At 61.8% G+C, this 23419-nt stretch carries 22 protein-coding genes and 1 tRNA gene; 13 read left to right on the top strand and 10 right to left on the bottom strand.

All coding sequences use genetic code 11. The features are described 5' to 3' along the window. Positions 1-96 precede the first annotated feature (96 nt). From IVA92_RS29995 to IVA92_RS30005, 3 genes are all read left to right on the top strand, one after another. Entirely contained in the window at positions 97-951 is an 855-nt protein-coding gene (locus IVA92_RS29995) for a CmcJ/NvfI family oxidoreductase (protein ID WP_247278579.1), read from the top strand. A 92-nt stretch (positions 952-1043) separates the two neighbouring features. Beyond that, positions 1044-1358 (top strand): septal ring lytic transglycosylase RlpA family protein, encoded by a 315-nt coding sequence (locus IVA92_RS30000; protein WP_247278610.1) that lies wholly within the window; start codon positions 1044-1046, stop codon positions 1356-1358. Between the two features lie 48 nt (positions 1359-1406). Continuing rightward, positions 1407-2576: a Gfo/Idh/MocA family oxidoreductase gene (locus tag IVA92_RS30005; RefSeq protein ID WP_247278580.1), complete on the top strand. Its 1170-nt coding sequence runs from the start codon at positions 1407-1409 to the stop codon at positions 2574-2576. Between the two features lie 279 nt (positions 2577-2855). On the opposite strand, the gene IVA92_RS30010 is transcribed toward IVA92_RS30005, so the two are convergent. The 7 genes from IVA92_RS30010 to IVA92_RS30040 form a co-directional block, all read right to left on the bottom strand. Continuing rightward, a complete protein-coding gene (locus IVA92_RS30010) occupies positions 2856-4166 on the bottom strand; it encodes an ABC transporter substrate-binding protein (protein ID WP_247278581.1) in 1311 nt (436 codons plus the stop codon). Positions 4167-4347: 181 nt separating this feature from the next. Continuing rightward, positions 4348-5583, bottom strand: coding sequence for an ABC transporter substrate-binding protein (locus IVA92_RS30015; RefSeq protein ID WP_247278582.1), 1236 nt, complete (start codon positions 5581-5583; stop codon positions 4348-4350). A gap of 40 nt (positions 5584-5623) precedes the next feature. Next, positions 5624-7105, bottom strand: a complete 1482-nt coding sequence (locus IVA92_RS30020; protein ID WP_247278583.1) for an ATP-binding cassette domain-containing protein — start codon at positions 7103-7105, stop codon at positions 5624-5626. Next, a complete protein-coding gene (locus tag IVA92_RS30025; protein WP_247278584.1) occupies positions 7105-8031 on the bottom strand; it encodes a branched-chain amino acid ABC transporter permease in 927 nt (308 codons plus the stop codon). Before IVA92_RS30025 ends, IVA92_RS30020 begins: the two co-directional genes overlap by 1 nt. A gap of 1 nt (position 8032) precedes the next feature. Beyond that, positions 8033-8908, bottom strand: a complete 876-nt coding sequence (locus IVA92_RS30030; RefSeq protein WP_247278585.1) for a branched-chain amino acid ABC transporter permease — start codon at positions 8906-8908, stop codon at positions 8033-8035. Between the two features lie 432 nt (positions 8909-9340). After that, on the bottom strand, positions 9341-10441 hold the full coding sequence (locus IVA92_RS30035) for an FAD-dependent oxidoreductase (RefSeq protein ID WP_247278586.1): 1101 nt from the start codon (positions 10439-10441) through the stop codon (positions 9341-9343). An 88-nt stretch (positions 10442-10529) separates the two neighbouring features. Further along, entirely contained in the window at positions 10530-11780 is a 1251-nt protein-coding gene (locus IVA92_RS30040) for an SMP-30/gluconolactonase/LRE family protein (RefSeq protein ID WP_247278587.1), read from the bottom strand. Between the two features lie 178 nt (positions 11781-11958). Here IVA92_RS30040 and IVA92_RS30045 point away from each other — a divergent pair, with 178 nt between their 5' ends. The 5 genes from IVA92_RS30045 to IVA92_RS30065 all read left to right on the top strand — a co-directional run bounded on the left by IVA92_RS30045 (position 11959) and on the right by IVA92_RS30065 (position 16542). After that, positions 11959-12225 carry a hypothetical protein gene (locus IVA92_RS30045; RefSeq protein ID WP_247278611.1) on the top strand — a complete coding sequence of 89 codons (267 nt, stop codon included), beginning with the start codon at positions 11959-11961 and terminating at the stop codon, positions 12223-12225. 409 nt (positions 12226-12634) lie between these two features. Then, entirely contained in the window at positions 12635-14197 is a 1563-nt protein-coding gene (locus IVA92_RS30050) for a 2-isopropylmalate synthase (protein ID WP_247278588.1), read from the top strand. Positions 14198-14508: 311 nt separating this feature from the next. Further along, positions 14509-15510 carry a TRAP transporter substrate-binding protein gene (locus IVA92_RS30055; RefSeq protein ID WP_247278589.1) on the top strand — a complete coding sequence of 334 codons (1002 nt, stop codon included), beginning with the start codon at positions 14509-14511 and terminating at the stop codon, positions 15508-15510. Between the two features lie 192 nt (positions 15511-15702). Next, entirely contained in the window at positions 15703-16299 is a 597-nt protein-coding gene (locus tag IVA92_RS30060; protein ID WP_247278590.1) for a Spy/CpxP family protein refolding chaperone, read from the top strand. Between the two features lie 167 nt (positions 16300-16466). Beyond that, positions 16467-16542: transfer RNA gene (locus tag IVA92_RS30065), tRNA-Lys, on the top strand. A 62-nt stretch (positions 16543-16604) separates the two neighbouring features. On the opposite strand, the gene IVA92_RS30070 is transcribed toward IVA92_RS30065, so the two are convergent. Continuing rightward, positions 16605-17627, bottom strand: a complete 1023-nt coding sequence (locus IVA92_RS30070) for a site-specific integrase (protein WP_247278591.1) — start codon at positions 17625-17627, stop codon at positions 16605-16607. A 547-nt stretch (positions 17628-18174) separates the two neighbouring features. Further along, complete coding sequence (locus IVA92_RS30075; protein WP_247278592.1) at positions 18175-18576, bottom strand: hypothetical protein; 402 nt, start codon at positions 18574-18576, stop codon at positions 18175-18177. Positions 18577-18898: 322 nt separating this feature from the next. Between IVA92_RS30075 and IVA92_RS30080 the strand changes: the two genes are divergently transcribed. From IVA92_RS30080 to IVA92_RS30090, 3 genes are all read left to right on the top strand, one after another. Then, positions 18899-19597, top strand: coding sequence for a hypothetical protein (locus IVA92_RS30080; RefSeq protein WP_247278593.1), 699 nt, complete (start codon positions 18899-18901; stop codon positions 19595-19597). Positions 19598-19704: 107 nt separating this feature from the next. After that, a complete protein-coding gene (locus IVA92_RS30085; RefSeq protein ID WP_247278594.1) occupies positions 19705-20511 on the top strand; it encodes a hypothetical protein in 807 nt (268 codons plus the stop codon). A gap of 734 nt (positions 20512-21245) precedes the next feature. Further along, positions 21246-21671, top strand: a complete 426-nt coding sequence (locus IVA92_RS30090) for a hypothetical protein (RefSeq protein WP_247278595.1) — start codon at positions 21246-21248, stop codon at positions 21669-21671. A gap of 199 nt (positions 21672-21870) precedes the next feature. Here the strand turns inward: IVA92_RS30090 and IVA92_RS30095 are convergent, their stop codons facing one another. Beyond that, complete coding sequence (locus IVA92_RS30095) at positions 21871-22359, bottom strand: hypothetical protein (RefSeq protein WP_247278596.1); 489 nt, start codon at positions 22357-22359, stop codon at positions 21871-21873. A 226-nt stretch (positions 22360-22585) separates the two neighbouring features. Between IVA92_RS30095 and IVA92_RS30100 the strand changes: the two genes are divergently transcribed. Together IVA92_RS30100 and IVA92_RS30105 are read left to right on the top strand one after the other, a co-directional pair. After that, positions 22586-22939 (top strand): hypothetical protein, encoded by a 354-nt coding sequence (locus tag IVA92_RS30100; protein WP_247278597.1) that lies wholly within the window; start codon positions 22586-22588, stop codon positions 22937-22939. Positions 22940-22957: 18 nt separating this feature from the next. Further along, positions 22958-23419 (top strand): transposase (locus IVA92_RS30105; protein ID WP_247534520.1); only part of this gene is annotated, 462 nt, incomplete at its 3' end.

The raw sequence follows: 23419 nt of genomic DNA on the forward strand, positions 1-23419 counted from the left end.
TCCCCGACAACATCCCCATTGCTATTTGCGCCCGCTCCCTTGCGCCACGCCGGTTCCCGCCAAGATGCTTTAGACGACCACATCGGGAGACCGGCCATGGGCCTACAAGAAACAAAAATCGAATCGCTTCCCTTCGTCACAGCCGAACTCAACTATCTCGCGCCGGTCTTAGGCAAGCCGCGTACCTACGCCTTCGATCCGCCGCCGGGCGAGCCGAAGAGCACGGCGCTTGCCGAGCCGCATCAGGTCCCGATCTTTGATGCGCGGCTGATTGCGCAGAATTTCTCGCTTGATCGCGAAGGCTTCGCGCTGGTGCGTCATCCGACCCGCGTGAAGGATTTCTACAACGAGGAGGAGGTCAGGGCGGTCTATTATCCCGCCGTGGAGGCATTCCTGCGCGCGACGCTGAAGGCCGATCGTGTCTTCATCTTCGACCACACCGTGCGCAAGCGCATCGAGGGCGCCGCCGACATTCGTGGCGGTGGCCCGCGCCAGCCAGCGACACGCGTGCATGTCGACCAGACCGCCGTCTCCGGCGCCAACCGCGTGCGCGAGCATCTGCCTGACGAAGCCGAAGAGTTGCTGAAGGGTCGCGTGCAGGTGATCAATCTGTGGCGGCCGATCCGCGGCCCCTTGCGCGATTCACCGCTGGCAATGGCCGACGGCACGACGGTTGCGCCCGACGATCTCGTCGCTTCCGATTTAATCTATCCCAACCGTCGCGGCGAGACCTATTCGGTAAGGTACAATCCGAACCACCGCTGGTTCTATTTCCCCGAGATGACCTCAGACGAGGCGCTGCTGCTCAAGTGCTATGATTCCGCAATCGACGGCCGCACGCGGTTCGGGCCGCACACTGCCTTCGTCGATCCGACCACGCCGCCAGATGCCGCGCCGCGCGAGAGCATCGAGGTGCGCACGCTGGTGTTCCACAATAGTAACAAAGTGTGATGGTGCTGCCGGGCGTTGCCCGGCAGTGTTTCCGGAACTTTGGGGAACAAAGCCACGTTTGCAGCGCCGGGCAGGGCAAGCGGGAGGGTGCCGTGCAAGCGCAGACGACGCTATTGGTATCTCTGGCCAGCTTTTTGCTTTTTGCCTTTTCTGCTGCCCACGCCGAAAGCGGGCTTGCTTCGTACTATGGATACGCAAAGGCCGGCAGAGGTGGCGAGCTGACATGCGCGCACCGGACGCGTCCTTTCGGCGCCGTGCTGAGAGTGTCCTATAGCGGACGAACGATCCAGTGCCGCGTCAACGATCGTGGCCCGTTCATCCGCGGCCGCATCGTCGATCTCTCGGTGCCGGCCGCCCGGGCGCTCGGCATGATGAGCGCCGGCGTGGTGCGGGTCTCGGTGGATTAGGCCGGCCAGCGGGCTATAGTGCCTCCCAAAGCAAGGGTGAGGGGCGCCATGGCCAGGATCAGAGTCGGACTCGTCGGCTGCGGCTTCGTGTCGGAGCTGCACATGTATGCGTTCCAGCGCGTCTATGGCGTGGACGTCGAGGTCGCGGCGGTGGCCGCGCGCGGCGATCACGTGGTCGAGTTTGCGACCCGCCACCATATCCCGCGGGTTTACCGCAGCTTCGCGGAGGTGATTGCGGACCGTGAGCTCGATGTCGTCGACATCTGCACCCCGCCCAATCTCCATGCCGAGATGATCATCGCCGCCATGCAGGCGGGCAAGCACGTCATTTGTGAAAAGCCGTTCGCCGGCTATTTCGGCCGCGAGGGCGACCAACAGCCGATCGGCAAGCGCGTGCCGAAGGCGCTGATGTACGAGCGCGTGCTCGAGGAGATGGACGCGACGGGGGCCGCGATCGAGCGTAGCGGCAAATTGTTCATGTATGCCGAGGACTGGATCTACGCGCCCGCGGTGACCAAGGCCGCCGAGATAATCAGGGCTACCGGCGACAAGATCCTGTTCATGAAGGGCGAGGAGAGCCATTCCGGCTCACACGCTGCACATGCCGCGCAATGGGCGATGACGGGTGGCGGCTCGCTGATCCGCATGGGCTGTCACCCGCTCTCGGCCGTGCTCTACCTCAAGCAGGTCGAGGCGAAAGCGCGCGGCGAGACCATCCGCGTCGCCAGCGTCACTTGCGATGTCGGCAACGTCACCGCTGGCCTCAGGCCCGAAGAACGCACCTATATCAAGGCCAATCCGGTCGATGTCGAGGATTGGGGCACGCTGACGGCGACCTTCTCCGACGGCACCAAGGCGACGGTGTTCTCCGGCGACATGATCATGGGCGGTGTGCGCAACCTGATCGAGACCCACACGAGCGGCGGCTCACTGTTCGCCAACATCACCCCGAACACGCATCTGATGAGCTACCAAACCAGCGAGGAGAAGCTCGCCAGCGTCTACATCACCGAAAAGGTCGACCGGAAAACCGGCTGGCAATATGTCTGCCTCGAGGAGGAATGGACGCGCGGCTATTTGCAGGAGATCCAGGACTTCATGGAATGCGCCGCGACCGGACGGCAGCCGCTGTCGGACCTCGCGCTGGCGTACGAGACGATCAAGGTGAATTACGCGGGCTATTGGTCGGCGGAGGAGGGGAGAAGGGTGGTGTTGTAAGGGCATAGCTCTCTTACCCTCCTCTCGAGGGAGGGCAATCGCATATGGGAAGCGGCTTCCATGCGGCGCATCCTTCGAGACGCCCGCTTTGGCGGGCTCCTCAGGATGAGGGCGGAGTATGCGGCAGCAGTTTCAACGGGCCCTATGCCAATTAGCCTGATCCTGAGGAGACCGCGGAGCGGTCGTCTCGAACGACGAGGCGTTTGCTCGGGCCACTCCAAGAATTCATATGCGATAGCCTTACCGTCCAGGGGAGGTTGCCACGCGAGCGCAACCGCCTCACGCCCCGTAGGTCGAGCCCTTCGGTAGCGGGAAGACCGGCTCCCGCGTGCGGATGTTCGTCGGCCACACCACCGAGATGTGCTCGCCGGCGTTCTGCATCACGACCGGGGTCGAGCGCTCGTTCTGGCCGGACAGCGGCGTGCCCGGCCGGAAGAATTTAACGCCATAGCCCTGGATGGTGCCGCCAGCGGGGATGTCGACGTCGAGCGCTGCCTTGCGGATGGCCTCCGGGTCGAAGCTGCCGTATTTCTCTTTGGCGACCGGCAGCACGTTGTTGAGCAGCACCCAGGTCTGGTTGAAACCCATCGAGCAGTGCGGCGGCACGTCGGTCGCGCCGGTCTTGGCCTGGTAGCGCGAAACCATGGTCTTGATCAGGTCGCCCATGCCCGGCGCGAGCTTGGCGGGATCGAGCAACTGCGCCGGCACTGGATCGATGTTGCAGAAATTGTCGATGTCGGCACCGAAAGTCGCGCGCAGCTTGTCGAGCTGGCTGTAGCCGGCGCCGGCGCCGAACAGCATCTTGAAGCGCAAACCACTCTCGCGGGCCTGGCGCAGGAACAGGGTGATGTCGGGGTTGTAGCCGGCATGCGAGATCACGTCGGCCTTGGCGCGCTTGATTTTTGTCACCAGCACCGAAAGATCGGGCGCGGAGGCCGAATACCCTTCGCGCAGCACGACCTGAATGCCGGCCTCCTTGGCATAGGCCTCGTCGGCGGAGGCAACGCCGACGCCATAGGGGCCGTCCTCGTGGATTAACGCGACCTTGACCTCCTTCGGATCGATGCCGAGCTTGGCTTTCGCATGCTCCGTGATGAAGCTTGCAAAGGCCTGGCCGTACTGGTCGGAATGGATCTGGGCGCGAAACACGTATTGCAGGTTCTTGTCCTTGAACACGGCGGTCGAGACCGCGGTCGTGATCCAGAGGATCTTCTTCTGCTGCTCCACCTTCGCCGCCATCGGCACCGCGTGCGCGCTGGAATAGACGCCGTTGATGATGTCGATCTTTTCCTGGCTGATCAGCCGCTCGGCCTCGTTGATCGCGACGTCCGCCTTGCTCTGGGAGTCGGCGGCGACCGGCACGATCCTGGTCTTGCCGCCGATGCCGCCCTTCTCGTTGACGAGGTCGATGGCGATCTGCGCGCCGACCGAGGAGGCGACCGAGCCGCCGGCGGCAAAGGGGCCGGTGAGGTCGTAAATCAAGCCGATGCGCAAATTCTCGGCTTGCGCCTGGGCCCGTGTCCAATCGAGGCTGAGTGCGGCGGCGGCAGCCGCCGATGTCTTCAGCAGCTGCCTGCGTGAAGTCGGCATCCTATCCTCCCTCAAAACCGTCTTATGTTTGGTTTTTTTCGAAGTATTGGGAGCAGGATGGCGAAAGTCAACATCGTCCAAGGTCGATAGGCGTCGGCCGCGACACAACGCACCTGCGAAAGATAAAGGAAAAGCCCACCGCTCCGCGCAGGAGCGATGGGCTTGCATGGGCGCGGATCAATTACTGCGACAGCTTCACGAAGCTCGGAAACTTCATCTTGCCTTCCGCGATCTTCTCGGGCCAGACCACGACCTGCTTGGAGTCCTGCCACTGGAAGACGAGGCCGGTGACAGTGCCGGGGCCTGACTTGATACCGTGGGTGAACTCGTCGTTCTTGCCGTAGAACTGGATGCGGCCGATCGTGCCCTCGTAGTCGGTCTTCTCGAGCTCGGCGACCATCTTGTCGGGATCGGTCGAGCCGGCGCGCTTGATGGCTTCCGTGATGAAGTAGACCTCGTCATAGGCGGTGTAGCCTGTATAGGCCGGCGGTGCGCCGAACTTGGCCTTGAAGGCAGCCGCGAACGGCTTCGTCTTGGGGGTGACGGCGACGTCGGGTGTCGCAACCGCCAGCGACGGTATGCCGTCGGCCGCGCCATTGGTGTCCTTCCAGAAGGTCGGGCTCAGCGCCTGCGCGCTGATGCCGAACATCGGGATCGGCACCTGCTGGTTCTTCCACTGCACCGTCGGCTGCACGCCGACATGGGAGATGCCGGTGACGATCACGTCGGGCTTCTTGCTCTCGATGTTGTTGAAGATCGGCGTGAAGTCGGTGGTGTCAGGCGAGAAGCGGACGTGCTCGACGACCTTCAGGCCAGCCTTCGGCAGGCAGGCCTCGTAGCCGACGTCGAGCGGCTTGGTCCAGGCGGCGTCCTCGCTCATGATCGCTACGGTCTTGAACTTGAGCTTGTCGACGAGCAGGTCCTTGGCTGCGTCGCAGACGAGCTGGGCCTGCGCGGCCGAGGTCAGATAGCCGTGGAAGGTGTACTTGTTCTTCTCGTAATCGTTGTGGATCGCCTTGGTGATCTCGTTCGAGGCCGCGCCTGGCGTGATCAGCGGCATCTTCAGCCGCGCCGCCCAGGGCTCGAGCGCCAGCACGACCTCGCTGATATAGCTCGCGATGACGGCGGAGACCTTGTCCTCGCTGACGGCGCGCTGGAAAGCGCGAACGGAATCCGCCGACGAGCTCTTGTTGTCGTAGGTCACGATCTCGATCTTGCGGCCGAGCACGCCGCCCTTGGCGTTGATCTCGTCGGCGGCAATCTGCGCGCCGCCTGGCGTTGCCGCGCCCGCGATCGACTGCACTTCGGCGATGACGCCGATCTTGATCGGATCGGTCGACTGCGCGTAGGCCGGAGCGGCAAGGCACAAGGCCAATGCGGAGGCGAGAAGGCTGCTGCCGAGAACTAATGGTCGCATGGTCGTTTCCCTTTCTATGTTTTTGTTGATGTTGACAGACTTAAAGAAAATCGGCCCCGGCCTCGCTCGCGAAGCGGCCGGGATCGCCTTCCCACACGATCCTTGCATGCTCCAGCACATAGACGCGGTCGGCATGTGGCAGCGCGAAGGTCACGTTCTGCTCGCCGAGCAACACCGTGATCGATGTGGTTTGCCGCAGCTTGGTCAGCGCCTTGGAGAGTTGCTCGAGGATGACGGGGGCAAGGCCCAGCGTCGGCTCGTCCAGGATCAGGATCTGTGGCTGCATCATCAGGGCGCGGCCGATCGCGAGCATCTGCTGCTCGCCGCCGGAGAGCGTCTGTGCCATCTGACTCTGGCGTTCCTTCAGGATCGGGAACAGCTCGAACAGCCAGGCGAGCTGTGCGGCGCGCTTCTCGTCGGAAAGATGCTGGCCGCCGAGATCGAGATTTTCGCGCACGCTCATCTCGCCGAACAGTTCGCGTGATTCCGGGCATTGCACGAGACCGCTGCGTGCGATCTTCGCCGGACTGGTGCCGCGGAGTTTCTCGCCGCCGCGCACGATCTCGCCGCTGTAGGGCAGAAAGCCGGAGATGGTGTTGAACAATGTGGTCTTGCCGGCGCCGTTGAGGCCGACGATCGAGACGAACTCGCCCTCGTGGACATGGATCGAGACGTTCTCCAGCGCCTGCGCCTTGCCGTAGAACACGCTGACATTCTCGACCTGGAGCAGCGGCACCTTATCCTTGAAGCTGGTCTCGGGCCGCGCATGGGTCTCGATCGCGCCGCCGAGATAGACCCGGCGCACGGTCTCGTTCCTCATGACCTCGTCGGCCTTGCCGGTGACGATCTCCTCGCCGAGATACATCGCGAGCACGCGATCGACGAGGGCTGCGACGCTCTTGACGTTGTGGTCGACCAGCATCACCGCACGGCCTTCGTCGCGAAAGCTGCGGATCAGGTCGGAGAACATCTCGACCTCGGCGCGCGTCAGCCCGGCGAAGGGCTCGTCGACCAGCACGACCTTTGGGTCACGTGCGATGGCCTTGGCGAGTTCGAGCCGGCGCAGATCGGCAAACGGCAGGGTCGGCGGGCGGCGGTTCATCACATTTCCGAGCCCAACGCGCTCGGCGATCCATTTGGCGCGCTCGATCAGCGCCTTGTCGGGGAACAGCATGAACAGGCTGTCCGGCAGCAGCGCGACCAGGATGTTCTCCAGCACGGTTTGCCGGTTCAGCGGCCGCGAGTGCTGGAACACCATGCCAAATCCCTTGCGCGCGATCTTGTGCGCGGGCAGGCCGGCGACGTTCTCGCCCTCGAAGATCACTTCGCCGGACGTCGGGCGCTCGATGCCCATCACGGTCTTCATCGCGGTCGACTTGCCCGAGCCGTTCGGCCCGATCAGGCCAAAAATCTCGCCGCCATTGACCTCGAAGCCGAGGCTCTTGACTGCGGTCAATCCGCCGAAGCGCTTAGTCAGGCCGCGGACTTCGAGCACGGCCCTGTTTGGAAGCCTCATATCCATCACGAGCGCGCCTCGCGCGAGAGGGCCGCTCCGAGGAAGCCGCCAGGGAAGAACAGCACGACGAGGAGCGCCACCGCCGAGACGATGAAGGTCGCGAGCTCACCGGTCGGCCGCAAGAACTCGCCGGCGACGATCAGGAAGATCGCGCCCAGCGCAGCGCCCAGCACGGTGCGCCGGCCGCCGAGCACGGCGGAGACGATCACGTTGACGCCGACCGCGACGTCGACGACGGTGCCGACCGAGGCGGTGCCGAAGTAGAATACCAGCAGCGCGCCTGACAGCCCCGAGAAGAACGCGCTGACGATGAAGGCGGCGAGCTTGTGCTTGACGATGTTGAAGCCGAGCGCGCCGGCCTGCACCGGGTCCTGGCCGCTGGCCTGGAGCACGAGGCCGATCGGCGATTGCGACAGGCCGTAGAGGATTGCGGCCGAGATCGTCATGAAGCCGAGCGCGATCCAGTAATTCACGCCGGCGTTGATAGAGATGACGTCGGGAATGGTCAGCCCGATCTCGCCGCCGGTGAGGTCGGCGAACACCACCACGAAATTCTGCAGCATCAACACCGCGACCAACGTGGTCAGGCCGAAATAGGGCCCGCGCACGCGCAGGGCCGGCAACGCCAGCACGAGACCGGCGATGACGGAGGCGAATGCGCCGAGCACGATGCAGAGATAAACCGACCACCCAAACTGGGCATTGAGGATGCCGGCGGTGTAGGCGCCGACGCCGATCAGGAAGGTCGGCCCGAAATTGACCTCGCCGGCAAAGCCGAACAAGAGGTCCCAGGCCATCGCGAACACACCGAAATAGAATGCGACGGTGAGCAGGCCCAGCACATAGCCAGAGACGTAGAGCGGCAGCGTTGCCGCGATGACGACGAGCGCGAGCGAGACGAAGAAGAGGCGAGAGGTGAAGAAGGTGGCCATCTCAGCGCCTCCCCAGAAGGCCCTGTGGCCGGATGTACATCACAAACACGAGCAGCAGCAGCGCCGGGATGGTGCGATAGGCCGGCGAGATCAGATAGGCGGTCAGGGTCTCGAGATAGCCGACCACGAAGGCCGCGATCAGCGAGCCGGAGACGCTGCCGAGGCCGCCGAGCACGACGATGGAGAACGCGCTCGCGGTCAGCGGACCGACGCTGTAGGAGCTGACGCCCAGAAACATGCCCAGCAGCACGCCGGCGATGCCGGCGAGGATACCGTAGATCGCCCACACCACGATGTAGATGTTGGTGAGCTCGAGGCCGAGCAGCGTGACGCCGCGCGGGTTCATCGAGGCGGCCAGCACGGCCTTGCCGGTGCGGGTGCGGTTCACCAGGAGCCACAACAGAGCGATAACCAGGCAGCAGACGATCGCCGTGAAAATCTCGTTGCGCGGCGTGCGGACGCCGAGGATCTCGACCACGCCCTCGACGATCGGCAGCACGGTCTTGGCGTTGTTGGTGAAGAAATAGGCGATCAGCTCCTGGATCATGATGCCCCACAGCAGCGTTCCCGTGAGGACGAAGATCTCCTTCTCCTCGTTCGGAATGCGGCGCGAATCCTGGATCGGCTTCACCACCGCGAAATAGGTGGCAAATGCCGTGATGAGGGCGACGCCGACGCCGATCAGCGCGCCGGCATAGGTGCCGACGCTGAGAATGCTGGCGGCGGCCCAGGCCGCCACCGCTGCCGCCACCATGATAGCGCCGTGGGAGAGGTTGAGCACGCCGGAGACGCCGAATATCAGCGTGAAGCCGGTGGCACCGAGAGCGTAGAGAGCGCTGATGGCAAAGCCATCGATCAAAATCTGGAATGCTCGCATTGATGATTGGCCGGGCAACCTGGCTGCCACTTGAGAAAAAGGTGCTGCGTGCACCGCATGCGGAAGGCTCTCCGGCCGAGGCCCGGATGCCGTTCCGATCAATTCGCGGTGGACTTGATGGAGCTCGGGAGACTGACGTCACTCCTGACGGCGTCGTCCGGCGCGCCGATCACGGCGGCGTCGAGCGAACTCGCAACGCAACAGAGAGTCTATTCTTCATGTTGTTTTTCTCCCTTGAACAGCCTCTTGTGAGCTATTGGGGCGCGACTATACCGGCGAGGGCATTCTCGGCAAGTGAAACTGCATTCAGGATTGTGGGAGGCGGGTTAAAGTCCATTGCTGCGTAAATAGAGTGCAGCGCGACTCGGGCACGTCAGGCATGCAGATTCGGTCGAGGCCCATGCATGTACGCCGCCAGCATGCCCCATCCGTTCAACGTGCGTGCAGCAGCGACGGATCGAGCGGGCCGAGGCGGGCGGGATCGAATGGCGAAAGGTCGATCTGCGTCGTGCCCTCGGCGATCAGCTGCGCCAACGCCTCGCCGGTCGCGGGTGCATTGAGGATGCCCCAGACATTATGTCCAGTCGCAACGTAGAGACCCTCGCTCTGCGGCACCTTGCCAATCAGCGGCAGACCATCCTGCGTCACCGGGCGGAAGCAGGCCTGCCGCGCGATGATCTTCTCGGGCCGGAACAGCGGCGAGAGCCGCTCGCTCATCGCCTGCAGGCGCGCGATCGCGTCCTGGTCGGGCGTCACGGCGGCGGGATCGAGCGGCAACGGCGCGATGTCGGAAAGCGCCGTGATATGCGTGCTGCCGTCGGCACGGGGGAAAACCTCGATGGACACGGCGACGCCATTGTCCTCATGCTCAAGAAACAGCGCATCGGCTGGCACATCCCCGCCGGTGTCGTACACGATGCTCGGGCTGCGCTGGCCATAGATGGCGGGCAGGTTCATCCATTGCGCCGCGAGCAGCGACCACGGCCCCATCGCGATGACGACGGCGTCCGCCTCGATGACGCTGCCCTCGACCTGGACGCCGCTCGCTGTGATGCCATCCGCATCGCGCACGATGCCGCTGATCCGGCCGCGACGAAGTTGCACGCCCTGCGTGAGCGCCGCATCCATGAGGAACGAGGTGAATTTGCGAGGGTGAACGATCGCGGTCGTCGCGGTCGTGCCGATGGTTTGCGCGATGGCGACGCCGTTGGCGAGCCAGCCAAGTGCCGAGGGCAGATTTCGCCGGGCGTCACCATCGGGGACAACGAGGCCGCTATAGGCGGTCATGGGGCGGTAGCCCCAATCGCCCGCGATCTCCCCGGGCAGTTGCGCATGAAGTGCGAAGCTGCGCCGCGCCAGTGCGTCGAGCGGCGTGCCGGTGCACCAGTCGCGTGCGAGGAAGCCGCCGGCCTTGCCGGACGCTGCGGCCGCGATCTCTGTCCGTTCCACCACAATGACGTCGATGCCGCGGCGACGAAGAAACCAGGCGGTGCAGGCGCCGATCACGCCACCGCCGCAGATCACAACACGCATGGTTTTTTTCCTCGCGCGCCGAAGGATTATCAAAAGAATTGGCGCCGGCGAGGAACGCCGGCGCAGCGTCGCATTGAGCTTGTGTCGCTCAGCCTGGTCCTGCGCCCTGCGTTGCCGTGTAGACCGCGTAGAGCGACTGGCTCGCCGCCATGAACAGCCGGTTGCGCTTTGGGCCGCCGAAGCAGACGTTGCCGCACACCTCCGGCAGGCGGATGCGGCCGAGCAGCTTGCCCTCCGGCGACCACACCGTCACGCCGCTATAGCCGACGGCGCGCCCGGCATTGCTGGAGGCCCAGACATTGCCGTTGACATCGCAGCGCAGGCCATCCGGCCCGCACTTCACGCCGTCGATCACGCAATCGCTGAACTTTCTAGGGTTGGAGAGCTTGTTGTCGCTGCCGACGTCGAACACGAAGATCTCGCCCTTGCCGCCCGGTCCGGTGTCGCCCGGTCCCTTGCCGGTCGAGGCGATGTAGAGCTTCTTGTAGTCTGGTGAGAAGCACAGGCCGTTCGGATCTGGCACCTGGTCTTCGGTGACGACGAGATCGATGCGGCCCGACGGGTCGATGCGATAGCAGTTGGTCGGGAGCTCGCGCTTGCCCGGCACGAAGCCGGCGGGCTGTCCGATCCGCGGATTGAGCTTGCCGCCGGCATTGCTCGGGCCGCCCGCGACGTCGGGCTCGCCTTCGTAGAGCTGGCCGCCATAGGGCGGATCGGTGAACCAATAGCTGCCGTCGGGGTGTGCGACGATGTCGTTCGGCGAATTCAGCTTCTTGCCCTGATAGGAGTCCGCGAGCACCGTGGCGGTGCCGTCATGCTCGTAACGCGTCACCCGGCGCGTCAGGTGCTCGCAGGAGAGCTGGCGGCCCTGAAAGTCGAACGAGTTGCCGTTGGAATTGTTTGAGGGCGTGCGGAACACGCTGACGCGGCCGTCATCCTCGCTCCAGCGCATCTGCCGGTTATTGGGAATGTCGCTCCACAAGAGATACCGTCCCTGCGCGCTCCAGGCCGGGCCTTCGGCCCACAGCACGCCAGTATAGAGACGCTTGATCGCGGTGTTGGGCTGCGCGAGATCGTTGAAGGAGGGATCGACGGCGATGATGTCGGGGTCCCAGAAATATGTGGTCGGCGCGCCCTGGGGACCGAAATCGCGCGGCGGGGTGGTGATCGTCGTCGGCGGTGCGGCGGGGCCGGTCTGGGCCAGGGCGCAGCCGGCTCCGGCCATTGTGGCGGCGGCGCCGAGCGCAAGCCCTTGTACAACTCCTTGGACGAGTGTTCGTCGTGAAAGCGCAGCATCCTGGTCACGCTGCCCTTCGTCACGAGCCTCTTGGCGTGTCATCGCGTCCTCCCGATCATGTTCGCTGACCGGTTGATCCGGCCGAGCGGGCGGAGGTTAGTGCGGTCCGCTGCCGGTTGCGAGGGGTGGAATCGAAACCGCTGCGCGATGGCGGGTCGCAATTTCGTCACCTTCAAATGCGTTTGGATTGCAGGCGCTAACGGGGATAAAGCCGGAGTTCATTGTGCAAGTTGTCGTCCTGGTCATCCTGCTCGCGATCGCATTTGCGGCCGGCTACTTCACGCGGGACTACGTCTCCCGCAAAAGGCGGGCGGAGGCGCGCCGCTGGCGTGAGTATACCGAGCCGGACTGGCTTCCTGCCAACGCGCCGGCGAACACCAACGAGATCACGAATGCCGGCACCGCTGTGGTCGCGACCGGCGAACTCGGTCAGATGCTGAACCGCTGGGAGAACAGGGCCCGCGCCCGCCGCACCGGCACGGGATAGTCGGCGCGCCTTGCGCTCGTCGCGGGCTGCAATCTCTCCTATTTAGGTCAGTTCCACTGACTATCTTTTAGGCGTTGCAGTTGCAGGCGTTTCTCGTTTAGAAACGGGCGGATCGAGCCCCTCCCGGCAATCAACCATCAACGGTTTTGACCGAGTATTGAGGGCTCAAAGGGTCTGGCAATGCTGATTCGCGGCCAAATCGATGGGATTTCGGGGGAGGTGGCCGTGGCCGCCGCCACGATCCCGGCCGCGCTGCTGCCCACCCTCCTTCTTGGCGGGCTTCTTCTTAGCTGCCCCTGAGGGCCGGCTGGGCGCCACGCGCCTGGGCGCTCAGGGGTTGTACGAGATCACCGGACACCTCAAGCGCCCAGACCACTGAACGGCGCAAAAGCTCAAAAGGAAATCTAGAATGGCCACCGTGAACAAGTCCGACAAGGACCGCGTCATCATTTTCGACACCACGCTGCGCGACGGCGAGCAATGTCCCGGCGCCACCATGACCTTCGAGGAGAAGCTCGAAGTCGCCGAACTGCTGGACGATATGGGCGTGGACGTCATCGAGGCCGGCTTTCCGATCACCTCCGAAGGCGACTTCCAGGCCGTCAGCGAGATCGCCCGCCGCTCCAAGAATTCGGTCATCGCCGGCCTGTCACGCGCCCACCCGGCCGACATCGACCGCTGCGCCGAGGCGGTGAAATTTGCCAAGCGCGGCCGCGTCCACACCGTGATCGCGACCTCGCCGCTGCACATGCGGGTGAAGCTGAACAAGACCCCGGAACAAGTAATCGAGACCTCGGTCGCGATGGTCGCGCGCGCCCGCAACCAGATCGACGACGTCGAATGGTCGGCCGAGGACGGCACCCGCAGCGAGATGGACTTTCTGTGCCGCATCGTCGAGGCCGTGATCAAGGCCGGCGCCACCACGGTGAACATCCCCGATACCGTCGGCTACACGGTGCCGGAGGAATACACCCACTTCATGAAGACGCTGATCGAGCGTGTGCCGAATTCAGATAAGGCTGTGTTCTCCGTGCACTGCCACAACGACCTCGGCATGGCGGTCGCCAACTCGCTGGCCGGCATCGTCGGCGGCGCGCGTCAGGTCGAGTGCACCATCAACGGTATCGGCGAGCGCGCCGGCAACGCCGCGCTGGAAGAGATTGTGATGGCGATCAACGTGCGCAACGACAAATTCCCGTACTGGAACAAGATCGACACGACGCAGCTCACCCGCGCCTCGAAGGTGGTGTCGGCGGCGACCTCGTTCCCGGTGCAGTACAACAAGGCTATCGTCGGCCGGAATGCGTTCGCGCATGAGAGCGGCATCCATCAGGACGGCGTGCTGAAGGACGCGTCCACCTACGAGATCATGCGGCCGGAGATGGTCGGCCTCAAGCAGTCCTCCCTGGTGCTCGGCAAGCATTCCGGCCGCCACGCCTTCGTGCACAAGCTGGAGGAGATGGGCTACAAGCTCGGCCCCAATCAGCTGGAAGATGCTTTCACGCGGATGAAGGCGCTGGCCGACCGCAAGAAGGACATCTACGACGAGGACATCGAGGCGTTGGTTGACGAGGAGATGGCAGCCTCGCACGACCGCATCAAGCTGACCTCGCTGACCGTGATCGCCGGCACCCACGGTCCGCAGCGCGCCACCATGAAGCTCGACGTCGACGGCCAGATCAAGATCGAGGAAGCCGAGGGCAACGGTCCGGTCGACGCAGTGTTCAACTGCATCAAGCGCCTGGTGCCGCACGAGGCCAAGCTCGAACTGTACCAGGTTCACGCGGTGACCGAAGGCACCGACGCGCAAGCTGAAGTCTCGGTGCGGCTGTCGCAGGACGGCCGCTCGATGACGGCGCGCGCTGCGGATCCGGATACGCTGGTCGCCTCCGCAAAGGCCTATCTCGGCGCGCTGAACAAGATCGTCATGAAGCGCCAGCGTGACACGGTGACGACGGCAGCGGCGAGCTGACAAGCGAAGCCTTGTCATTGGCGAGCGATGCGCGTGGGCTTCACCTCTCCCGCTCGCGCTTGCGGGAGAGGTCGGCGCGTAGCGTCCGGTGAGGGTTCTCTTCCTCTGGGGAGCCTCTACGTGGAAGCACCCTCTGCCAACTGTCTCCCGCAAGTGGGAAAAGGGCGCGCAGCGGTGCTCGTGGCATTCACCACGAATACCTGCCCTGCTAACGGCCAATAGCCGCATGGCGCGCCGCCCTGTATTGATGCAGCCGGCATGAGGACGGTCGCCCGCGCGCCGGGCGGCCCAAATAACATCAGGGAGAGATTATGCGCACCTTCGCGATCGCGGCCTCCGTCGCGGCATTGGCCTTAGGCCTTGTCGGCCCCGCCAGCGCCGACCCGATCATCATCAAATTCAGCCACGTCGTCGCCACCGACACGCCGAAGGGCAAAGGGGCGGAGAAATTCAAGGAGCTCGCCGAGAAGTACACCGGCGGCAAGGTCAAGGTCGAAGTCTATCCGAACTCGACGCTCTACAAGGACAAGGAAGAGCTCGAGGCGCTCCAGCTCGGCAGCGTGCAGATGCTGGCGCCGTCCAACTCGAAATTCGGCCCACTCGGCATCCGTGAATTCGAGGTATTCGATCTGCCTTACATCCTTCCCGATCTGAAGACGCTGCGGAAGGTGACGGAGGGCCCGCTCGGCGCGAAGTTGCTCAAGCTCCTGGACGCCAAGGGCATCACCGGACTTGCCTATTGGGATAATGGCTTCAAGCAGATGAGCGCCAACAAGAAGCTGGTCTCGCCTGCCGACTATCAGGGCGTGAAATTCCGCATCCAGTCCTCGCGCGTGCTCCAGGCCCAGTTCAAGGCGCTCGGCTCGCTGCCGCAGGTGATGGCGTTCTCGGAAGTCTACCAGGCACTCCAGACCGGCGTCGTCGACGGCCAGGAGAACACCTGGTCGAACATCTATACCCAGAAGATGCACGAGGTCCAGAAGTACATCACTGAGACCAATCACGGTTACATCGGTTACGTCGTGATCGTGAACAAGAAGTTCTGGGACGATTTGCCGGCCGACATCCGCGACCAGCTTTCCAAGGCAATGAAGGAAGCGACCGCCTTCAGCAACGCGCAGTCGCAGAAGGAGAACGACGACGCGCTCGCCGAGATCAAGAAGAGCGGCAAGAGCGAGATCATCAAGCTCACGCCCGAGCAGGACGAGGCGATGCGCAAGGCGATGGAGCCGGTCTACAAGGACGCCGCAGGCCGCGTCGGCCAGGCGCTGATCGACGAGTTCCAGAAGGAAGCCAAGAGCACGACGAACTGATCTCGATGCACGATGAACGGGGCTTCCGTGCCAGCTGCACGGAAGCCTTTTTGTTGCAAACGATTTCCGATCGTGGCTGGCGGTAAATCAGCCGTTACGTAGTCCTAAGAACACCGCTTCCTGTCCAAGTTGTAAGTTGCGCGTCGGCGGCGCCGCCCTCATCCTCAGGGCATCCTTCCAGAGGAGGTCCGTATGAGGAAATTCACCATCGCTGCCATCGCCGTGCTCAGCGTCGCCGGCTCGGGCGCGGTCTATGCTCAATATCATCGCCCGTGGATGGAGCGCTTCCATCACATGCGCATGAACCCCGAGGACCGCGCCGCCTTCATCGACGCACGGATCGCCGCCGTCCACGCCGGCCTGAAGCTCAATGCCGATCAGGAGAAGCTGTGGCCGCCGGTCGAGGCCGCGGTGCGCGATTTCGCCAAGCTGCGCATCGACCGCGCCAATGCGCGGATGAATGCCGGCCCCGGCGATACCGACAGGCCGGAGGATCCGATCGCCCGCCTGCGCCAGCGCGCCGAGGACATGGGCGCCAGCTCCGCGGCCCTGAAGAAGATCGCCGATGCCGCCGATCCGCTCTACAAGACGCTGGACGAGGGCCAGAAGCGCCGCCTCGCGGTGCTGACCCGCCACCGCGGCCCATTCGGCGGCGGCGAAGACGGCCTGCCCCGTCACTTCATGGAACACCGCATGGACCGCATGATGGAGCGTGGCATGGGGCACTTCCACCGTGACCGTTTCGACCGCGACGGCGGTCCGGACGGGGACCGCGAGGGGCGGCTCTGAGCAGGGCCGGATTGTCCCGCGATTAACCCTGGCGAAGCCGCTGGAATCCAGCGGCTTTTCGCTATTTTGGACTTGTGGACGAAGCCTTGGAAAACTTGCGGCCGATCGCTTGCCATACCCGGATCGCTTTGCTAAACGACCGGCCTCGCAAGGCCTTACCGCCTTTCGGGCGCATAGCTCAGTTGGTAGAGCAGCTGACTCTTAATCAGCGGGTCCCAGGTTCGAGCCCTGGTGCGCCCACCATATAAAACAAGCACTTAGCAGCAGACGTGACGCGGTAAGGTGGCTTCATTTTACAGGTCATTTTACAGTTTTGTTCTCGCTTCGAGCTTCAGCACCGCAGCTTCGGCGAGCTGAATATCGCGACCCAAGTAATGCGCGTCGAGAATGGCTTCGACGTCCTTCAACGAGTGGCCCGTGACTGCAGCGATCTGCGGCACGCTGGCGCCAGCAATCGCCAACCGAACCACGGCCGTGCCGCGCAGGTCATGAAAGGTGAGACCACTAATGCCGGCGCGCTCGCAGGCCTTTGACCACGAGGTGCGAAATCCGTCGGACGTCCAGGGCCGGCCCAGCGTGTTCGTCAGGATGAGCGGCCCCCGACGGTCGGTAGCATCAAGCAGGGCTCGCAGCGGGGTGCCGGCCGGCATGGCGACGCGCCGGCCCCCTTTCGATTGACGCAGCCGAATGTAGGGGCTCTCGTACGCTGACCAGGGCAGGCGCAACAGGTCGCCCTGCCGTTGGCCGCTCCACAAGGCCAGTATCAAGGCGAGTTGGATCTCCGCCGAGGCGACCGACAGGACCGCAGCAATGTCCTGCTCCGTCCAAATCTTGTCTTTGCGGTCGGCTGCATAGAGGCGGCCGCCTCGCTCGCATGGGTTAGTAGCAATGATGCCGCGGTCTTTTGCGAACGACATGAGCCGCGCCAATGTTGTCCAGGCGTAGTCGGCCTTGCGTGGCGTGTTGGCGAACTTGTCTCGCCAGCTCTTGAATTCGCCGCGAACTCTACGGTCGGTTAGTGCGGCGATTGGCAGGTCACCGAATTCGTCCTCGACCAGCTTGATGTAGGCGAGATAGGCGCGCTTTGTCGATTGAGCGAGCGCCGTAAACTCTGGCGCAGCTTTATACTGCGCGATGATCGTCATGAACGTGCCGGCGCGGGGCTGCCGGACGCTCGCGTACGCTTCGTGGTATTCGCGAACAAATTCCGGCGTGCCGGGTTCGGCCTTGATTTGTGGTCCGCCACGCCAAGCATAGTAGTAGGTCTTGACCTCGCCTGTTGCGAGGCGGGCTTTAACCCGATGAACCCCTTTCAGATCGACGCGCACGTTTAGCTCTCCATTCATCCAAGGCAGACGTTTCCTGTTGCGGCTGGAGGCCGCTCATGATGTCCAATGCAAGGTCGATAGCTTTCAGGTCCCACCGCGTTGTGCCGGCAAGAGGCGAAGGCAGCCTGCCAGACCGCACCCAAGCCGAGAAAGCGCTCGGCGATAGGTTGCAGTAGGCAGCAGCCTGTTGCCTGCTCAGCAACCGCGGCGGAAGCTGTGGGCCGGGCGCCGGCTCGACGTCCCGGGTCGTAGTTGAGTTTGAGAACCAGACAGTCGCGCTAGTACTTCCAAGTGATGCGCGACCATCAGAGGTGGGCGAACGTTCGGCCGTAAGACGCGCGTTGAGTGCGCAACCAGCAGATTTCGACTCCATTTTGACGTGCCAGTCGCCGTTACCAGCGGCGATTGTTTCACGTGACTCGTCCGCAGACTGAGTGGAGGAGAACTAGCGTAACACCGGATATAACCGTGTGTACTCGTAAGATATGTTAGCTACGAGCAGGGATCAATAGATCATCAGCTCGGCAGTTACGAAGCTCGCGCGCGCTCAGTCGCTATCGTAAATGTCAGCTTCACTTGCAAGCAAGCGCGCATGCCGGGCGAAATCAAAGTCGCCATTTTGAATGAACCTCAAATCGTCAGTGCCAACTTCCTCAAACAATCGCTTCGACGATAGGCGGGACCAATTTAGCACTGCTGAGGTCTTGATGGCGGCATATGTGGAGCCCGCAAAGAAAATTGTCCATCCACCTCGAAACAACCACTCCTGAACTTCCTCCACGAATTCTCTATCCAGGCGATGCCGCCCCCATAAACGGCGCAACGTGAGATCAGAGAGACGTACGCGGCTAGTCGGCGTACCTTCCTGATTTCGAAGCTCAATCAGACGCAGCAGCAGGATTGCACATTCCTGTGCGGTCAGAAGACGCGGCGTTAAGGGGTCTCTCATGACCGATCATAACACATAAAAATGCGATTGACAGCATATTGTATGGGCTGTACAACCGAAAAGCCGATGCCGGGCTCGTCCTAGCATCGAAATTGCTCAATGGTCGGAAAGCGGACGAAGCAGGGTGTACCGGTCCAATACCGGGCTCCATGTTAGACCTTTGATGCGCCTATTGCTGAATTCGTGGCAGCGCAGTCACGCGCGAGGCGCGTCAACAAGCGATTCCGATCTGGGATTCAATCAATCGAGTAGCATCTAAGCTACGCGAATGACGAAGTGCCGGCTGGCGTTTTGCTTACACAAAGTAAGGAGACGTGAGCCTATGTCCCAAGAACTAGTTGCTACACCGCACTCATACGATGAACTGCTGGACCGCCTTGACCATATCAAGGAGGAATACCGGCGCGTTGATCAGCGCTACCGGCTAGCTCTGTACCAGATGTTCGCGGACGCAATGAGCATTGCGACGGCGATCGAGGCTGACCGCGAGCGCAAGGATCAGTTTCTGAAGAGCGTTGGACAAAAATCGGACGTCGTTTACGCCGCAATGATCTTCATCACGGACGCCAAGTCGGAAGAGGCTCGCAAGAAGGCCTCAAAAGCGGCCCGCGCGCTTCGGTACCTAGTCGACCGAATTGGAGTTTCGGTCGACAATATCCCTGAAGCCCTACAGAAGCATGGCGGCATCCAGAAACTTGCTCAGCTGGCGGCTCTCAACGACCCACGCAGGAAATCACCGCCTATCGCCCCCGGATCCAATACTGCAGAGCAGGGCGAAGCGGATCATTCTGACGTAAGGCACCGGAAAGAGAGAAAACCCGTGTTTGACAGGCAGGTTCAGATTGCCCTGCCACCAAAACTCAGAGCGAAATTGGACGATCTCGCCGACAGCACCGCGATCAAGATCATCGGTTTCGTTCGTGTCCCAGCTGGAGAGCAACCGACCATCGAGTTTCAAGACATCACCGCTTTGAGCGGCTCGAGCGTGCAGGAGGAGAACGAAGACGATTGGGGGGACTGAAGTCTCGTGCCAGGTTCGCTTAAAGCGAACCTTGGCTGCGCCCGATTCAGCGCCGCTCGGATGGATCGATTCCAGCGTCTTACTCTTGAACCACCCCTGAGATCTTCATGAAATTCAACTTCTACTCCGCCGATATTAACGAAGACTACGATCCTGCAAAACATCTGAAAAAGTTCGAGACGCTGAGTGAAGCTCACGATCGGCGCCGCCGTTTGGTGAGCGCTCTTCCCGAATTTGGTGAGCCTGGCCGCGCCCTCGCCGAGCGTCTTAACGGGTGTGGTTTTTTCAGATGCCGTTCGGCCGGGTGTCCGGTCTGCCTGCGCGCCTTCCGCCGCTGGTGGGGCTCAACGCTGGCCGAATATATGGCCCGTGACCCAGAGTTCTGGTTTACGGTCAGCATTGTACCGCCAGACCTGTTCGACCTCGGTCATCTCGACGGCTTCAACTGTGACAGGCTTAAAGATCGCGTACGTAAACAAATTGGTCGAGGCCCAATAAGCGCGCCAATAGTCCTGGGCGGCATCGATTACGACCTCAAGCACTTTGACGATGGCCGCTCTCCGAGATGGTGCCCTCATCTATATCTTCTTTTTAGCGGAGGAGGGAAAGCTCTAGTTGAAGGTACGTTCCGTCGCCACTACCCAAAAAGTGGGGACGTTGAAAGGCCCGTGGTCGTCACCTCTCAGAAGGCCCGTGACAAAGACTTGGTGACCACCGCCACTTATACCTTCAAGGCGCGCTTCAAGAATCGAATGCCATGTACGGATTCCCGTGGCAACGCAGATACGAAAGTGGACGAACTGGCGGTACATCACCAAGCAGAACTCGCAATTCTCCTGGATCGACAGGGCTTCCTCGGCCGGATAATCCGGCATGGTGACGATCCATCCTTTCCTGCGCTGAAACTTCGTTAAACAGTGAAGCCCCTGGTAGGGCCGCATCTTGTGAGGGACCGGTCCACGGCTGAGCAGAATCCTGGTCGTGGACGCCGACAGCCCTGCTGTCAGACCATGGCTGAGAGCAAGCGCTAGTCGCGGACGACATGCCAGTAACGGACCTGTCCGCGACTGGGCTTGCTCGGCTCGCCTATTAGAAGGCTCTCAGAAGCGAGTTGAGGGGCGTCGTCGCCCTGCAGTGTATAATGTAAACTGTCAGCATGGCTTTCTGAGTAGACGACAAACGCACTAATTTTGCTGCGGCGATGCACGATACCAGACCTTTCTACACATTCGAGCTCGTCAATATTCCATTCTCTAATAGGAAGAGCTACGCGACTGTTGCTTGATTCCGTGGTTTCGAACGGTCAAGCTTTGTTTTTCTAAATCAGTGCTGCCTCAGACTCACACCGGCGTGCGATTACTCTGGATGCCCGGAATACACGGTAGAGTCTCGTGACATAACTTTCCGCCTCCACTAACCGTGAATTCGATCAACATAGTCAAACGCAATTTGGAGGGGCGGTTCTCACCATGAAATGTTGTGTGAGCCTGTGCCGCTACCGCCGATGCGGACGCGCCTGAGCGAGCACCTTAGCCGGAAGAGTGCGCTTGCGTCTGGGTCGTTAGCCTGTCCGCGAGAATTTCGCGATCTTGTAAATGCCCGTTGGGAATGCAGCCGCGAAGCTGCGGCGAACCACGGAGAAATGATCATGAGTTACGACAGCATCCTCGCCGGACTAAACGCGCTCGCTGACAGCGAGCTAAGAGCAAATGCTATTAAATGCAGTCCGCAGCAGTTTCAGGAGCTTACCCACGCTATCGCAGCATGCGAGAGAAGCCCGCTGCTCCCCGATGAGATTGAAGAATTATTCGATGTCATTGCAGATAGCGGGAGTTTGAGGTCCGAGGCCCGAAAGATAAAGGACGACTTGCCATTCATTTTGCGGACGAGCTCGGCAGAAGGGTTATCCGAGTTAACGGCAAAGCTATGGGGGTGCGCTGGCCTCGCCCGAAAGGTGGCGGAGCTGCGGTCGGACTTGGCGCTTGCGGTACGTCGCATCACCGAGCTCGATAAGGGGCTCTTAAAGCTGGCGGGCCACGTTGAGGATATGGCAGCGGAAGCGGATATAGCGTGAACTGGGCGCGTCGGTTGAGCCGAGTCGCTAAAGATGTTTAGAATAGAAGGCGCGGGCTCCACATTTCAGTGGGGCCCGTTTTCTTTTTGCCCGCACGCCGGGAGCACTGAGCGCCTCGACCGCATTGCCGGGCTAGACGGGCGTCGAAATAGTTGGATTCCCGTTATGCCGACAATAGCCTGTTGCAGATGATCGCAGCTCAGTCACCCCAATCGCCCTCTGGAAAATCGCGCAGCGAGCGCCTCCGCTTCCTTTTAATCTCCACTGCTGCCCGCGCACATCCGGCCAATCCATCGTGTAGTCGCGCGAATTGCCGTAGCCTAGTGGCCGGGACGTCTTGGGAGGAGATGTATTCCAGGGCTCTTACCCAGCGGCTCTTTTGCTTGTGGTTCGCCTCAGGCAAGACTGCCTCGATCAAAATGCGGATCGAGGTCATTCTTTTGCGCCGTGCGATGCCTAGCTGGCCGGCGAGGGCGCGAGCTGACCGCTTCGCGATTTTGCGATTCTTCCAATCCAGGTAGAGGGAATAGACTTCTTCCACGACGTTGTATATTTCGAACCGGCCGCCACGCAGCCTCAGTCTTGTTGCTGCTTCCATTGCAGGGCGGATGGCCGCTGCGAGTTCGGGTGACAAGCGCGACGCCCGCCTTTTGCCTTGTTGGGTGGTCTGCATGATGATTTTTCCCATTTTTTCTCAGGCGATATGTCTGAGAAATTAGGGTCGCCTGAGGCGATCATTCGTGCGGAAAAGCGGGTGCTATCTCACCCAGAAAAGATGCCGATTCAGATCGGCTAAATTTCGCGAAAACAGCCGAGAACGCGTTGTTGAGCGGCATTCTGGACGACAGCAAAGATATGCGGCCACAGGGTCAATGAATTGTACGAAGAAGCGCTCCCGCGGCCCGGAGGTTGTCTTGCAGGGCAGCAAGTCGTTCCGCCGCCAATATCGCCACATAGAGCTCGCGGCGGATGTTCGGCAGGAACAACGTCACTACTTTGCCCATGCCAAAAACATGTCCTACCGGCAGCTTGCTGGCCACTGCGCACACCTTGGTGGGCTGCCGGATCAGAACCCGGCAGTTCATGTCCATGGCCGCGGAAACGATGCTGTCCCTCAGAATAGTGAACCGAGCGCCCCGCGGTTTTCCATCGTCGTCCAGACCGACGACATAGACCTGCTCGAATGCCGCAGGTGTCGATTTCTGGCCGATTTTGTTGAAAAAGGCGGCAGTTGCGACGCAGAGATATCAGTGATTCAGTCGGTCTAATTGGCAGGACTGAAGATCATGATGGGGCATCGACAAGTCGAACAGGCTGCTTTGTTCTATGAGTTCTCGCTCGAGAAGCATATTCCCGCCGACCATCTCTTGAGATCGGTCGACAGGTTTGTCGATCTGCAAGAGATCAGGCAGGACCTGGCACCCTTCTACAGTAGCATCGGCCGACCTTCGATCGATCCTGAACTGATGATCCGGATGCTCCTGGTCGGTTACTGCTTCGGCATCCGATCGGAACGGCGCCTGTGCGATGAGGTTCACCTCAATTTGGCCTACCGGTGGTTTTGCCGGCTCGGTCTGGATGGGACGGTGCCCGATCATTCGACATTCTCCAAGAACAGGCATGGCCGCTTCCGGCAGAGCGATCTCTTCCGTCGCGTGTTCGAGAGCGTGCTGCGGCGCTGCATCGAGGAACGACTGGTCGGCGGTGAAGGATTTGCAGTCGATGCGAGCCTAATCAAGGCCGATGCC

The sequence above is a fragment of the Bradyrhizobium sp. 154 genome (assembly GCF_023073875.1).
In the GTDB taxonomy this organism is placed as follows: domain Bacteria; phylum Pseudomonadota; class Alphaproteobacteria; order Rhizobiales; family Xanthobacteraceae; genus Bradyrhizobium.